The sequence below is a fragment of the Mucilaginibacter dorajii genome (assembly GCF_024808255.1).
Taxonomy (GTDB): Bacteria; Bacteroidota; Bacteroidia; order Sphingobacteriales; family Sphingobacteriaceae; genus Mucilaginibacter; species Mucilaginibacter dorajii.
The window spans coordinates 60,547-76,025 of the sequence record NZ_JANTYS010000020.1 but is presented as its reverse complement, the minus strand read 5'-3'; the positions used below and the strand labels follow the sequence as shown (position 1 = coordinate 76,025).

The 15,479-nt window shown below is 44.2% G+C and carries 11 protein-coding genes; 9 read left to right on the top strand and 2 right to left on the bottom strand.

Annotated features, from left to right (window positions below):
• Position 1: 1 nt before the first annotated feature.
• The 9 genes from FHS10_RS22385 (at position 2) to FHS10_RS22345 (ending at position 13,113) form a co-directional block, all read left to right on the top strand.
• Entirely contained in the window at positions 2 to 706 is a 705-nt protein-coding gene (locus FHS10_RS22385) for a DUF3823 domain-containing protein (protein ID WP_259095280.1), read from the top strand.
• Between the two features lie 104 nt (positions 707 to 810).
• Entirely contained in the window at positions 811 to 2,652 is a 1,842-nt protein-coding gene (locus FHS10_RS22380) for a glycoside hydrolase family 2 protein (protein ID WP_259095277.1), read from the top strand.
• Between the two features lie 348 nt (positions 2,653 to 3,000).
• Positions 3,001 to 5,067 (top strand): beta-L-arabinofuranosidase domain-containing protein, encoded by a 2,067-nt coding sequence (locus FHS10_RS22375; protein WP_259095275.1) that lies wholly within the window; start codon positions 3,001 to 3,003, stop codon positions 5,065 to 5,067.
• Positions 5,068 to 5,233: 166 nt separating this feature from the next.
• Entirely contained in the window at positions 5,234 to 6,271 is a 1,038-nt protein-coding gene (locus tag FHS10_RS22370) for a glycoside hydrolase family protein (RefSeq protein WP_259095272.1), read from the top strand.
• Positions 6,272 to 6,279: 8 nt separating this feature from the next.
• Complete coding sequence (locus tag FHS10_RS22365) at positions 6,280 to 7,434, top strand: sialidase family protein (RefSeq protein ID WP_259095262.1); 1,155 nt, start codon at positions 6,280 to 6,282, stop codon at positions 7,432 to 7,434.
• A 23-nt stretch (positions 7,435 to 7,457) separates the two neighbouring features.
• Positions 7,458 to 8,534 (top strand): cellulase family glycosylhydrolase, encoded by a 1,077-nt coding sequence (locus tag FHS10_RS22360; protein ID WP_259095260.1) that lies wholly within the window; start codon positions 7,458 to 7,460, stop codon positions 8,532 to 8,534.
• Positions 8,535 to 8,652: 118 nt separating this feature from the next.
• On the top strand, positions 8,653 to 10,755 hold the full coding sequence (locus tag FHS10_RS22355; protein ID WP_259095255.1) for a CehA/McbA family metallohydrolase domain-containing protein: 2,103 nt from the start codon (positions 8,653 to 8,655) through the stop codon (positions 10,753 to 10,755).
• A gap of 92 nt (positions 10,756 to 10,847) precedes the next feature.
• Positions 10,848 to 11,063: a hypothetical protein gene (locus FHS10_RS22350; protein WP_259095251.1), complete on the top strand. Its 216-nt coding sequence runs from the start codon at positions 10,848 to 10,850 to the stop codon at positions 11,061 to 11,063.
• Between the two features lie 262 nt (positions 11,064 to 11,325).
• Positions 11,326 to 13,113 (top strand): DUF885 domain-containing protein, encoded by a 1,788-nt coding sequence (locus FHS10_RS22345; RefSeq protein ID WP_259095249.1) that lies wholly within the window; start codon positions 11,326 to 11,328, stop codon positions 13,111 to 13,113.
• On the opposite strand, the gene FHS10_RS22340 is transcribed toward FHS10_RS22345, so the two are convergent.
• The gene (locus FHS10_RS22340) at positions 13,114 to 14,226 is read right to left on the bottom strand and encodes a phosphotransferase enzyme family protein (RefSeq protein WP_259095247.1); all 1,113 of its coding nucleotides are present in this window, start codon (positions 14,224 to 14,226) and stop codon (positions 13,114 to 13,116) included.
• Positions 14,227 to 14,281: 55 nt separating this feature from the next.
• A complete protein-coding gene (locus FHS10_RS22335; protein ID WP_259095243.1) occupies positions 14,282 to 15,307 on the bottom strand; it encodes a LacI family DNA-binding transcriptional regulator in 1,026 nt (341 codons plus the stop codon).
• Positions 15,308 to 15,479 lie beyond the last annotated feature (172 nt).

Sequence of the window (15,479 nt, the reverse complement as noted above, 5' to 3'; positions counted from 1 at the left end):
CATGAAAATCAAATTTCATTACATCATTATATTGGCCGCCATGCTTGCAGGTTCGTCTTGCAGTAAGCTGGATAATATTAAACCGCCGTCAATTACATTAAAAGGCCAGCTAATGTATAAGGGAACGCCCATTGGTGTTGAATATAACCAGGTGCCTTTCAGGTTGTACCAAACAGGTTACGCTGGCAACTCGCCTATAACCGGTACGTTTGACCAGGAGGGAAACTATTCGGTTTTAACGTTTAACGGTAATTATAAATTTACCATACCGGGCGGCCAGGGCCCATTTCAATGGAAAGAGCTTCCATCTGGTGGCAGGGATACCATCGCAATCGCGCTTACGGGTGATCAAACTGTAAATATCGAGGTAACTCCTTATTACATGATCACCAACCAGGCAATAACAGCGTCGGGCAGTAATATTGCTGCAACATTTGGTATCCAAAAGATCATTACCGATGCTACCGCAAAAAACATACAAACTGTAAGTTTGTTTGTAAACAAAACCCAGTTTGTATCACCTGCGGATCATGCCGCCGAAGTTGATCTGGATGGTTCGGCAATCACCAATATGTCGAGCGTTTCCTTAAGCGTTGCAAAACCAACGTTTGCTATTACACAAAACTATGTTTATGCCCGTGTGGGTATCAGAATAGCCGGGGTAGAGGATATGATATTCTCGCCGCTGGTTAAAGTGACCTTCTAAGTTAATAATTGGTTGGGGCCATGCTGTGGTGGTATGGCCCCTTTTTTCTCCCTGCTCCCTTCTATTAATTTTATATTGCCCATTATTGATTGCTTACTAAACGAATGAAAAAACTAAATTTTTGCCTGGCAGTTTTTGTTGCTGCATCCTTATCAGCCAATGCGCAACAAAGCGACTGGCACCTTATCAAAACAAGAATTACTACGCCATGGGCCGACAAGGTTGACCCTAAAGCGCCACTGCCCGAGTACCCAAGGCCACAATTGGTAAGGGGTAACTGGCAAAATTTAAATGGTCTTTGGAGTTACGCCATTGTGCCTAAAAATCAAAATGAACCATCTGCCTATTCAGGTAAGATCCTGGTGCCTTTTGCTGTCGAATCGGCCTTGTCGGGCGTTGGTAAAACAGTGGGAAAGGATAGCATGCTTTGGTATAAAACCACCATCACCCTTAACAAAACCTTAAAAGGTAAAGATATACTGCTGCACTTTGGTGCTGTTGACTGGCGTACAGAGGTTTTTGTAAATGGTGTAAGCGCCGGTAAACACGAAGGCGGCTTTGATCCTTTTACATTCAATATCACCCCTTACTTAAAAGGTGGTGCAAAACAAGAAATTAAAGTGAGCGTGTGGGACCCAACAAATGACGGTCCGCAGCCACGCGGTAAACAGGTTAAAAGCCCCGAAGGGATCTGGTATACACCTGTAACCGGCATATGGCAAACCGTTTGGCTGGAAAGTGTTGCCAAAACACATATTGAAGCTACCAAACAAACACCCAATATCGATGATCATACACTTACGGTTTCGGCCGAAGTTAGCAATAGCCAGCCTGGCGATAAATTAATGATCACCGCCTGGGATGGCAAAACCCAGGTTGACGAAAAAACGATTGATGCCACCGGAACCGCGGTTTTAAACATCAAAGATGAGAAACTATGGTCGACAACAGACCCTTTTCTTTATGACCTGGAAATAACTGTATTGCGCAACAGTAAACCTGTTGATGTAGTGAAAAGCTACTTTGCCATGCGCAAAATTTCGCTTGGTCCCGATGCAAACGGCATACAACGTATGTTATTAAATAACAAATTTGTGTTTGAATACGGTCCGCTTGACCAGGGCTGGTGGCCCGATGGCTTGTACACCCCGCCAACCTATGAAGCTATGGCGTATGATATAGATGAGCTGAAGGCGATGGGTTTTAATATGATCCGTAAGCACATCAAAGTTGAGCCTGCCCGTTACTATAATTATTGCGATAAAACAGGAATGCTGCTTTGGCAGGATATGCCAAGCGGCGATTTGGGCAACCATTGGGAAAATCGCCCCGGTGTTTTGGATAAAGCTACCGATCAACAGCGTACTCCCGAGTCTGAAGGATATTACCGTAAGGAATGGAATGCCATCATCAACTCATTATATAACTATCCGTGCATTGTGGTATGGACACCATTTAACGAAGCCTGGGGCCAGTTTAAAACGGTAGAGATCACGGAGTGGACAATGAAAAAAGACCCCTCAAGACTGGTGAATAGCGCCAGCGGAGGTAATTTTTATGATACCGGTAACATTGTCGATCTGCATAACTACCCGCACCCGGCTATGCCGCGGCCAGAGATATTTGGTAAAACCAAAGCAGTTGTTTTAGGTGAGTTTGGCGGTTTAGGCTGGCCTGTTGATGGCCATACCTGGCAAGCCAACAAAAACTGGGGCTACCAGAATTTTAAAAACGGCGAAGACTTGCTGAAACGCTACACCACTTTTACCGATAGATTGCAGGAACTGATCAAAGTAGGTTTATCAGCCGCGGTTTATACTCAAACTACCGATGTGGAAGGCGAGGTAAACGGCTTTATGACCTATGATCGTAAAGTGATTAAAATGCCTGTGGAATTGTTACATAAGGAGAATGTGAAACTGTATAACGAGGCGTTAGTAAAATAATAACCGCCTCACCTAAATCCTCTCCAAAGGAGAGGACTTTAATTTACAATTCAATATTTTTAAGAACCCTTTCCAGGGGAGCTACTGTGTGTACACATCTTTTTAATTAAACAAGATGTCATTTCGATAGAGCGAAGGTAGAGTATGAGCGGGGGCGAAAGAGAAATCTTATACAAGCGACGAGCAAACGTTGCCTGTCGCTTGTATAAGGTTTCTCACCCTTGCCCTGCAAAATCCAACCCTTCAAGGGTTCGAAATGACAACGTTTTTTGTTTAAGAAAACCGTTTCAAAAGAAGTGTACACACGGTAGCCCTTTGGAGAGGGCAGGGTGAGGCTAAATTTTTAACATGATGAATAATTTGAATAGGATAGGGAAAGGTATTTATTTAACAGCGGCGCTGGTATGTTGTGGTGTTTACGTAGCATCGGCGCAGGTAGTAAAAGCGTCAACGGTTACAAAGGTTAACAATCAGCCCTTAAATGCTAATTACATTAATAACCGTGCACCTTTACAACGCGAGTACTTTGAAAAATTACCTATCGGCAGCATAAAAGCCGGTGGCTGGTTAAAAAAAGCCCTGGAATTGCAACGCGATGGTCTTACAGGCAACCTGGGCGAGATTAGCGTATGGTTATCTAAAACCAACAACGCCTGGTTAAATAAAGAAGGCACCGGCGAATACGGCTGGGAAGAACTGCCTTACTGGCTTAAAGGCTATGCCAATATTGGCTATATGCTGGGCGATCAAAAGATCATCAAAGAAGCAAAATTTTGGATTGACGCGGTGCTGAATAACCAACGCGATAACGGCGATTTTGGTCCGGCCCGTACCAACAAAGGTAACCGCGATTTGTGGACTAATATGCCAATGCTGTGGTGCCTGCAATCGTACTACGAGTATTCAAAAGACCCAAGGGTAATCCCCTTCATGACTAAATATTTCAGGTATGAGCTTTCTGTGCCTGATGATAAATTCTTAGAAGATTATTGGGAAAACAGCCGCGGCGGTGATAACATGCTGAGCGTTTACTGGTTGTACAACCGTACCGGCGATAAGTTTTTGCTTGATTTGGCCGCCAAACTGGATAAAAACACGGCTAATTGGCGGCAGGCTAATAACCTGCCTAACTGGCACAACGTAAACGTTGCCCAATGTTTTAGAGAGCCCGCTACGTTTTACCTGCAAAGCCATGATCCCAAAGATCTGGCTGCTACTTATAACGATTTTAACCTGATCCGTAAAGTTTATGGCCAGGTGCCGGGTGGTATGTTTGGTGCCGATGAAAACGCCCGTAAAGGTTATGATGATCCGCGCCAGGCTGTAGAAACTTGTGGTATGGTTGAACAAATGACCTCAGATCAATTACTATTAGGCGATACCGGCGACCGCCTTTGGGCCGAAAACTGTGAGGATGTGGCATTCAATACATTCTCGGCAGCCTTTATGCCCGATTATCGCTCGTTGAGGTATTTAACAGCGCCCAATATGGTGGTAAGCGATGGTAAAAACCATAGCCCCGGTATAGCCAATGAAGGTCCGTTTTTAATGATGAACCCGTTTAGCAGCCGTTGCTGCCAGCATAACCATGCCGCCGGCTGGGTTTACTATGCCGAGAACAGCTGGATGGCTACCCCGGATAATGGCCTTGCAGCACAATTATATACACAAGGACAAGTATCTGCCAAAGTTGGCACTGGTTCGGCAGTAAGTATAGTAGAAACAACCCGGTATCCCTTCCAGGATCAGATCAGCTTTGTGGTTAACACCTCAAAAACTGTGGCTTTCCCGCTGTATTTACGCATACCAGCATGGTGTAAGGATGCGTCTGTAAAAGTTAACGGCATAGCTGTTAAATTGAATACTGCTACCGGCGATTACATTAAACTGGCTAAAAGCTGGAAAAACGGCGATAAGATAACCCTGCATTTACCTATGCAATTAAAGGTGCGCGAGTGGGAACAAAATAAGAATAGTGTGAGTGTAAACTATGGTCCACTAACTTATTCGCTAAAAATTGACGAGAAATATACCAAGGAAGATAGCCGAACTACCACCCAGGGCGATTCGCACTGGCAGGCAACCGCCGATCCGCAAAAGTGGCCGTCGTATGAAATTCATGCGGCATCCAACTGGAACTATGGTTTGGTGATAGATAAGGAACATCCCGAAAAATCTATCGAGGTGATCCGTCGCGCGTGGCCAAAGGATAATAATCCGTTTACCAATGCCGGCGCGCCGATAGAATTGAAAGCAAAAGGGAAACAAATTCCGGGATGGACGATTGATCAATATGGTCTTTGTGGTATACTGCCCCAAAGCCCCGTTAAAACCGAAGCACCGCTTGCCAATTTAACACTGGTGCCTATGGGCGGCGCAAGGTTAAGGATCTCATCGTTCCCGGTAGCGGAATAGGTTATCGTATTTGAATAAATAACAGCTGCTGTTGCGATTTGTAAAATATGACAATTCGTAATGTGATGATTGTTAGTTTGTTGTGTTTTAGTGCTGTTTCACTTGTTGCGCAACACAACACCGCAACACGGCAGTTTAAATGCTCCCTGAATAAAAATTGATGAATTTGAAAAGGATAATAAATATTGTTTTTAGTTTGATGATGTTGTGCTTAGGTGTGGCAGCTCAACCCAAAGCAGAAGCTATAACCCAACAGCCGCCCTCGCCGCTTTACCGCGACCCGATTTACGACGGTGCCGCCGACCCGGTATTGGTGTATAATCGCGGCCAAAAGGAGTGGACAATGCTGTACACCCAACGCAGGGCCAACGTACAATCGCCTGGCGTGGCCTTTTGTTATGGTACCGCTATAGGCGTTGCGGTTTCAAAAGATCACGGGCATAGCTGGGTATATAAAGGAGCACTTAACCTGGAACATGAGCAAGGCCAAAATACCTTTTGGGCACCCGATGTGGTTTATGAAAATGGCTTATATCACATGTTTGTAGTTTACATCAGGGGTGTATACAGCCAATGGGGCGGCGACTCGCACCTGGTGCATTATGCCAATAAAAACCTGTGGGATTGGAATTACGAAGGTCTTTTAAACTTACCAGAGCATAATATCATTGACCCAACATTAATTAAACTGCCCGATGGTAAATGGCACATGTGGTATAAAGATCAAAAACTGAACAGTATCACCATGACTGCCCAAAGTACCGACCTGGTTAACTGGAAAGTTGATGATAAACCAGCCATAGGCGGACGTCCGCACGAAGGGCCAAAGATCTTTTGGTTTAAAAACTATTACTGGATGATCACAGATGAGTGGCAAGGGCAGCGGGTTTACCGCTCAAAAGATGCTCAAACCTGGGAACACCAGGGATTAGTATTGGATAAACCCGGCCACCGTAACGAAGATACACCAACCGGCGCGCATGCAGATGTAGTAGTGAGCGGCGACCACGCCTATATCATTTACTTTACCCACCCGGGCCGCAAAACCCACGGCGATGATGGTGGCCTGGATAAAGACGGGGCCTATTCCTACAGCACCAAACGCACATCCATCCACGCCGCCGAGCTGGAGTTTGCCGATGGTGCATTAGTTTGTGACAGGGATAAGCCATTTAACTTTTGGCTTGATGATATTTTAAACTGAGAACACGGATGATGAAGCAAGTTGTGTGGCTATTTTGTGCGGCGGTAATGGTACCCTTACTTGTCCGTGCGCAAAAAAATGCCCCTGTAAAAGCAGGTTCTCCGGCTGATATTCTTTGGGATCAGTCGTCTTTAAAACAGGTTTCTGCGGGTGGTGGCGAATACGCGCGTATGATACAATTGCATAACGGCAATTTGCTTTGTGTTTATGAAAACCGCGGCAGTATACAATGCACTACCAGCACCGATTTAGGAAAAAACTGGCTTGCACCAATTACCGTAGCCGCGTCGACGCCGGGTGTTAATATGGCGGTGCCCGGGATATTGGAACTTAAGGATCATTCTTTACTGGTGTCGTATAATCCTCGTCCGCATAAAATAAATGGGGCATGGGATACTACTAAACGTTTCGCTATCGTCACTAAAAAAAGTTATGACAGAGGCAAAACTTGGAAAGATGAACGCCTGATATATGAGGCAGACTACAGGTTTGAAAACGGCTGCTGGGAACCGGCGCAAATACAGCTGCCATCTGGCGAGATCCAGTTGTTCTATTCTGATGAGAGCGTCTATGTGCATAGCAATGAGCAGAATATCTCTGTTTTCAGATCAAAAGATGGCGGTTTAACCTGGACATCAAAACCACAAATAACATCGTTTACTCCAGGGCATCGTGACGGTATGCCCGTGCCGATCATCCTTGCAGGAACAACTGATATATTGTATTCCATTGAAGATAACGCAGGCGGGCAGTTTAAACCATCCGTCATTCGTAACAGCTTTAATCAAAACTGGCAAAAAACAGTTGGCCCCAATGATGTGGAACGTAATTACGCGCTGGTACCCCGGCTGCCGGATACGGTTTACGCCGGTGCGCCCTACTTAAGCCAACTACATAATGACCAAACTTTACTATCGTACCAAAGCACTCAAAACCGCGGTAGCAATTGGGAGCTGGCTTGCATGCAAGTGGCCATTGGCAATAACAAGGGCCGGGATTTTATAAATGCAAGTCAGCCCTTTATTGTTCCTGTAAATAAACATGGTTTGTGGAATTCGCTGTGTGTACTTGATGATGACACCATAATCGCGCTAACATCCACGGATGCTTATGGCAGCAGTGCCATATGGATGATAAAAGGACATTTAAAACCTAAAAATTGAATTAAACTATTAAACACTTATACATGCGAACAAAACTTAAAATATTAGCCGTGGCCTGTTTGATGCCATTGAGCATGAAGCTGGCTGCACAGCAAAAAACACCTGCCAAAGTATGGAGCCAGGAAAAAGCGAAAACCTGGTATGCCCAAAATCAATGGCTTGTTGGAGCCGATTTTATACCAAGCACCGCTATCAACCAGTTGGAAATGTGGCAGGCCGATACCTTTGATCCCAAAACTATTGATACCGAACTTGGCTATGCACAAGGCATTGGCATGAATGTGATGCGGGTATTTTTACATCACCTGGCCTGGCAGCAGGATCCGGAAGGTTTTAAAAAACGTATGGATCAATACCTGGCTATATCCAGCAAACACGGCATCAAAACCATGTTTGTGTTTTTTGACGATTGCTGGAACAAAGTACCTAAAACAGGTAAACAACCCGAGCCTAAACCAGGGATACACAATTCGGGCTGGATGCAAGATCCTGGTCAGCCTGCATCTGAAGAAATGGCTAACTCACCTGTGCTGCAAAAATATGTAAAGGATGTATTAACCCGTTTTAAAGCTGATAAACGTGTATTGTTATGGGATTTATATAACGAGCCAGGTAACTCGGGCAAAGGCAATAAATCGTTACCATTGTTAAAAAATACCTTTAAATGGGCTAAGGAAGTTGATCCAAGTCAACCGGTAAGTGCAGGGTTATGGGATTGGAACCTGGAAGATCTTAACCGTTTCCAGGCAGCAAACTCAGATGTGATTACTTATCATGATTATTCACCGGTTGCAGATCATTTAAAAACGGTTCAGTTTCTGAAAATAACAGGTCGCCCGTTGATTTGTACGGAGTACATGGCGCGTCCGCGTAACAGCACGTTCGCAACCGTATTACCTATGCTGAAAAAAGAAAATGTTGGCGCTATTAACTGGGGCTTTGTAACCGGTAAAACCAATACCATTTACGCCTGGGATACCCCAATGCCGGATGGTAGCCAACCTAAATTATGGTTCCATGATATTTTTCATAAAGATGGCACGCCTTATAAATCAGAAGAAACTGATTTGATTAAAAGTCTGACAGGAAGAGGGAAGTAAGTATTCCAGATGTGCAGATATGCGGATTTCAGATGTGCAGATTAAGGCATGATTGATAATCCGTATATCTGCATATTAGAATTAGATGGCCAGAAGTTAAAACAAAAATTGAATGACAATGAGCAGGCATTTCGGATCTCTAACAGCTATTTTTACTCTGTTTTTGATTTTAGGAATCATTAACAGGAGTTTAGGACAAACGATTGTCACCTGGAAAAAATTCAATACAAAAGCAGGTGTAGAGGCCAGCGTAAAAGATACAAAATTCACTATCACCTGGCCGGCTGGCATAAGCACCAGGGGGCAATTGGTATTGAATTTAAAAAACGGCGAACCATTGTTTAGCAATATCAGTCTGAGCAAAAACGGCACTTACCAAACTATCATCGAAAACGTCGATCCGCAGTTTATCCTTACCGAGGGTAAGCGCGACCTGATCTCCCAAAACGGCTGGAACATATTTTTTGATAAAGTGCCGCTTAAGCCTCATCAATCATACAAAGTTGGGTTTCATAAAAAGGACATTAACGTAAGCAGCTCTGGTTCGCGAACTGTGATTACCATGAGTGGGATAGAAGCCCCTAATTTTAAAGGCGACCTGCAGATCACATTATACGACGGTCAGCCACTGTTCAACATAGCCGCGGTGGTGTCAACCCAAAAAGATTCGACGGCGATATTGTATGATGCGGGCCTGGTGAGCAGGCAGCAGCCGGTGAAAAGTGTAAGTTATAGCGATGTATACGAGCACATACAAACTGATAACATAACCCAACCGGATACCGCCAAAAACATCGCCGTAAAATACCGTACTATTATCGGTACTAATAACCACGGCAGCATCGCGGTATTCCCCGCACCGCACCAATACTTTTATCCGTTGGATGAGGCCTTTAACCTAAAATTTATTTGGTACGGTAATAACTACCGGCAGGTGCTTGACGGCTACGGTTTAGGTATAAGGCAGGAGTTAAATGGCGATAACCGCTATGTACCCTGGTTTAACGCTCCGCCGGGAACAAGACAACGCTTGAATTTTTTCTGCCTGTTGGGTACCGGCGCTGTACCTGCGTTACTAAGTAATGTAAAGCGGTTTACTCATAGTGATAGTTATAAACCGCTGCCGGGGTACAAAACCATGGCAAGCCATTTTCACAACGAGTTTATTATGAGCGTGGTACTCAAGGGCAAGCCCGTGCCCGATAGCCCTACTTTTGTGAAAGTGTTTAAAAGGTTAGGCGTTAATATTGTTCACCTGGCCGAGTTTCATTATACCGCGCACCCCAAGGGACCGGATGAGCAACGCTTACTGGAACTGAAAACCTTATTTGAACAATGCAGCCGCTTATCCAACTCAAATTTTTTGCTGTTACCGGGCGAGGAGCCTAACGAATTTTTTGGCGGGCACTGGCTGGAATTTTTCCCAAAGCCGGTTTACTGGATTATGGCACGTAAACCGGGCACACCGTTTGTAACATCGGATGCCGAACATGGCAAGATCTATCACATTGGCGATAAAAACGATATGCTTGCCCTGCTTAAAGCCGAAAACGGTTTGGCCTGGACCGCCCATGCCCGTACCAAAGGCTCTACCGGTTTCCCGGACGCTTACAAAACAGAAGATTTTTACCTGTCCGACAGATTTTTAGGGGCAGCGTGGAAAGCCCTGCCCGCCGATCTTTCGCAGGAGCGGTTAGGTAAACGCGCGTTTGATTTGATGGACGATATGAACAATTGGGGCCTGCATAAAAAAGTACTGTCGGAAGCCGATTTGTTCAGCATCGAACCGGAAAACGAAATGTACGCCCATATGAATATCAATTACCTGAAGCTTGATAAACAGCCTGAATTCAAAGCTGGCTGGCAACCGGTTTTGGATGTATTGCAGCAAGGCAAATTCTTTTCAACCACGGGCGAGGTTTTGATAGCTGATTTTAAGATCAACAACCATTCATCCAGCGAAATTATGACGCTGCCGGCAAACGGACAATGCAATATTAACTTTAAAGTTGGCTGGACCTTTCCCCTCAATTTTGCTGAAATTATTTCCGGCGATGGTAAGCAGGTTTACCGCAAACGCGTCAACCTTGATAACACCAAAGCTTTTGGTGATCAGTTATTCACGATAACCGAAAACATGAAAGGCCGCAAATGGGCACGCCTGGAAGTTTGGGATGCTGCTACCGATGGTGCTTTTACGCAAACAATCTGGTTTAAATAATAGCTGCCGCGAGTTTGGCGCAGCGCAACTCGTGGCCTACCTAATTTAAGTTTATAACTTAAATTAGGTGAGTTAGCTATGTTTAATTTAAGTTGGAAACAAAACTTACCGAGCTTTATGCAAACGGATGTGAAACTTTTATTGATGAACAGGCAGAAGCACCAGGCAGCCCGGAAAACTGCTTCGACGAATTAATAGCGCTAACTTCCACGCAACAAAATGCCCAATTTTATGAGTACCACCAGGCCCTGGATTGTCTGGACACTATGAAACCGGAAGATAGGTTATACTTGCTTAAAACGGGCTGAGAGAAAGGGCGGGCACAAATATTTGGATGCGCCTTAGTTGCAACATACATCAGTTTAGTGTTAACCTTGGTAAAATATAAAACATTGATTATTAAATAATTATGATGTATTTTATCTGAAATATGTTAAATTATGTTAACCCAATTTAGATGTGTTTGCCCTGAAGGAAAGGGTGACTAAATTGTCTTATCAAAATAGTATCCAGTTTTAAATTCAAAACATATAGCTAAATTGCTGGCAGATATTTAAGTTGACTATGTTTATGAAAAAAAAATGGATACCCGGAATCTTGTTCGCCGGTATTTACTTGTGCCCCTTAGTTACCAACGCGCAAACAGGTCTTGCCGATAACAGCAAAGCCTGGGTTAAAAGATCAGATACTTTTACGCAAATGCTGATTGATCTGGATGAAAAATACTCGCCTGAGTTTGGATCGACAGAAGGCGTAACCATTTACGACACCCAGATTGGTGTACCCACACTGGCCAATCAGTTAGCCGAACGTAAGGATGAAGAAGCCCTGGTTGCCAAATTTACCACCGTCCTTAAAACAGAAAAAGATGCCAAGGTTGCGCAGGACCTTAAGATCCTTATCGACCACCTGAAGCTGGGTTTTCGGCAGCAGGACTTTGAATTAAAGCGCCAGGTGCCATTTTTTAACGCCGCCAACGCGGTTTACAGTGGTTTGGAGATTTTGCTTGACGACCAAACCCCAACGGAGCGCCGGCCGGCGGCTGTGGCGCGTTTGCGTAAGTACGCCGGTATGGAAGCCGGTTATACGCCGCTTACCGCCATTTACCGGCAACGTGTTGCAGCGCAAATTGCCAAGGGCGATATGATCTACCCATCCAAACAACAAATGGAGCTTGATCTATCGCGTAATGCCAGCATTATGGAAGGCATTCCTGAGCTTTGCAAAAAGTTTAAGCTAACGGGTTGGGAAGAGCCCTACGCCAAGCTCAAAAAACAAGTTGAGGATTATGACCAGTGGACCCGCGATAACGTGCTGATAAAAGCCCGTACAGATTTCAGGCTGCCGCCAGAAGAGTATGCTTTAAACCTGGAAGGTTATGGCGTTGATTTACCACCCGCGGAATTGGCTAAACTGGCTCACGCCGCCTTTACGGATATTCAGGCTCAAATGCAGCCTATTGCTACGCAGGTGGCGCAAAACAGGCACCTGGCATCGGCAGACTATCGGGATGTGATCAAAGAGTTAAAGAAGGAGCAAATCCACGGCGATTCGATTATCCCGCTTTATGAAAAACATCTAAAGGATATCGAAGCTATCATTCGTGAGCATCAATTGGTAACCCTGCCTAACCGCCCGGCAATAATCCGTTTGGCAACAGCTGCCGAAACCGCGCAAGGGCCGGCCCCGCACATGGTGCCGCCGCCGTTTTTAAATAATACAGGGCAGCGTGGCGTATTTGTATTACCCCTGAATATGCCGCCTGCGCCGGGTGAAAAGACCGGAGCCAAGTATGACGATTTTACTTTTGATGCAGCATCCTGGACTATTACAGCCCATGAAGCCCGTCCGGGTCACGAGTTACAGTTTGATAAAATGGTTGAAGAAGGTGTTTCAAAAGCCCGCGCTTTGTATGCCTTCAACTCCACCAACGCCGAAGGATGGGGATTGTATTCAGAATACATTGTTCGCCCGTATATGCCGTTGGAAGGTCAGCTGGTTTCTTTAGATTACAGGTTGCTGCGTGCAGCCCGCGCGTTTTTAGATCCCGAATTGCAGGCCGGCAAGGTTACCCAGCAGCAGGCTTTAGATATTTTAATGACCGATGTAGTGCAGTCAAAAGCGTTTGCCCAACAGGAAGTAGATCGTTATTCGCTAAAAGCTCCGGGCCAGGCCAACAGCTATTTTTATGGTTATATTAAAATGCTGGCTTTGCGTAAAGATGCGGAAACTGCTTTAGGCGACAAGTTCAGCGCTTTACGGTTTCATGATTTTATCCTGTCGCAGGGATTATTGCCCCCTGCTTTGATCAGGGAAGCGGTGATGAATGAATTTGTACCTGCCGAAAAGAAACAATAATTACTTTTGATTGGCAGCGGATAAAAACTCACGGTTTACGCTGCCAATCAATTGTTTAAATATATGTTCAGTATTAACGTACTCGAAAAGCAGCTTAAACTGGTTTTTTGCCCGGGTTAAGTTATGACTGGGATATTGAGCGCCGTAATAAATATCATCGTTCAAAAAATCGGTCAAAAAGCGCAGGCCCTGCATATAGATCATCAGCTTGCCCGAAAAAATGAACAGCTGTTTTTCAGTTTCTGTTAAAATGTCGCCCATCTCGGTCATATAACCTTTATATATCGCCCTGAAAAAGTCTTCGCGGATATGGATCTTATCAAGATCTTTTTCCTCTTCATTAGCCGGCGATAGATAGGTGCGCATCATATCGCCCACATCACTTAAATAATAACCTGGCATCACGGTATCCAAATCTACAAGGCAAAGCGCGTTTTGGTTATCATCAAACAATACATTGTTAATCTTGGTATCGTGATGAATTGCCCTTAGCGGAATTTCATTGTTGGTTACCAGTTGGTTATAGGTTTGCAGGATCTCGAAATGGTTATAAACTTCTTTAATCTGGGTGGCGGCCTGTTCTAATTTAGCAGGCTCGGCGTTTTGTGATGCGGTTTTAAACTGATCAAACCTTAGTTTAAGGTTATGAAAATCAGATAAAGTATATTTAAGCTGATCGATATCAAAGTCGTTAAGCAAATGGGTAAACCTGCCAAATTGCACTGCCGCCTCAAAGGCTTGCTTTTTATCCTGTAAAAAGTTTACGGTATGCGATCCCTTAATAAACGGAAACAACCGGTAAAACTGGCCATCTGCCGATTTAACCATGAACTCGCCGTTGGTAGTTTTAAGTGGAGCCACAAAAAGATATCCAGGGGCGATTTTGTTCAGATAATCTTTTACCAAAGCTAAGTTGTTGGCAATATACTCTGGTGTTTTAAAAACAGCGGTATTAATTTGTTGAAGAATATAGGCACCGCCATTCCCGCTAACCTTGTAGGTATGGTTTATTAAACCGGAGCCAAAAGCCTGGATTTCATACTCTGCAACGTTCAGTCCAAAGCTTTTTAGGATATCATCAAACATATTATTGTGGTTAACAGAATCAAACATACTTAATAGGTTAATGAAACCCATGCGCAAACGTTTGACCGTTTTTTATAGTAGTTTATTTTTTGTTTTCGATGAGCTGCGATTCGATGATAATCTTGTAATAAGCGCTTTGTTCGTTGCTGCCTTTATCCTGGTGGTGTAGCAGGTCCATCAAAATATCGGTTGCTTTTTGCCCCTGGAGGTAGGGGAATTGTTCTACAGAAGCCGCCGGTATGTTTTCCATGTAATTGATCAAAGGTAAATTGGCATAGCTTACAAATTCAAGGTCCTGGTTTAATTTTATGTTAAGCTTTTGGGCGTATTTAATGGCAAAAAGTGCTACATAATCGTTAAAAGTAACAATGGCGGTTGGCTTCCGTTTGTTGGCAAGTAAGTCGTCCAATGCTTTTTTGGTACCTTCTTCTGTCAAATCGCAGGATACAATAAGCGACGGATCATATTTAAGCCTGTTTTTGGTCATCGCCTTAATATAACCTTCCTTGCGTTCGCCCGTTGCCACCATAGTTTGCGGGCCGTTAATCATGCCAATGGCCCGGTGCCCTTTCTTTAGCAAAAAGCTCACCGCCTCAATTGTACCAATTTCCATGTTGCAGGCAACGTAATGGATATTGGGTATATTGGGGATACGATCAAAATAAACAACCGGGATATTGTACTTTTTAAGGTTTTCGAAATGCTGAAAAGAAGATGTGTTTTTACCAACAGAAACCAATAAGCCGTCTACACGGTGGTTTTTCATTTTCTCAACCAGCTGTTTTTCCTTAACCTCGTCATCATGTGATTGGGCAAGCAGTACCGTATAATTCTTTTTATAAGCGGTATCTTCAATGGCACTGATGGCCGATGAAAAAAATGCTTCAGAAAGCTCGGGTAAAATAACGCCGATGGTGTGGGTTTTTCCCTTTTGTAAAAATATGGCGGTTTGGTTAGGTTCGTAGTTAAGCTCGCCTGCCAGTTTTTTAACTTTTGCCCGGGTGGTTAGTCCAATACTGGGGTGATCATGCAAAGCCCGTGATACCGTGGATACAGAAATGCCCAGCAGTTGCGCTATCTCTTTTATAGTAGTTGGTTTTGATTGCATTGGCCTACTTTTGGGGTTGATTATAAATTTAAAGTTAGGACATTATTATGAAATTACAGTTTGTAAGCGGGCTATTGCAAACGTTTGCGTGTTATTTTAAGTTGCAGTTGGCCGGTTTACACGCGGCTAATAACTAATTTCATCACAACAAAAAACGCAATCACAATTTACT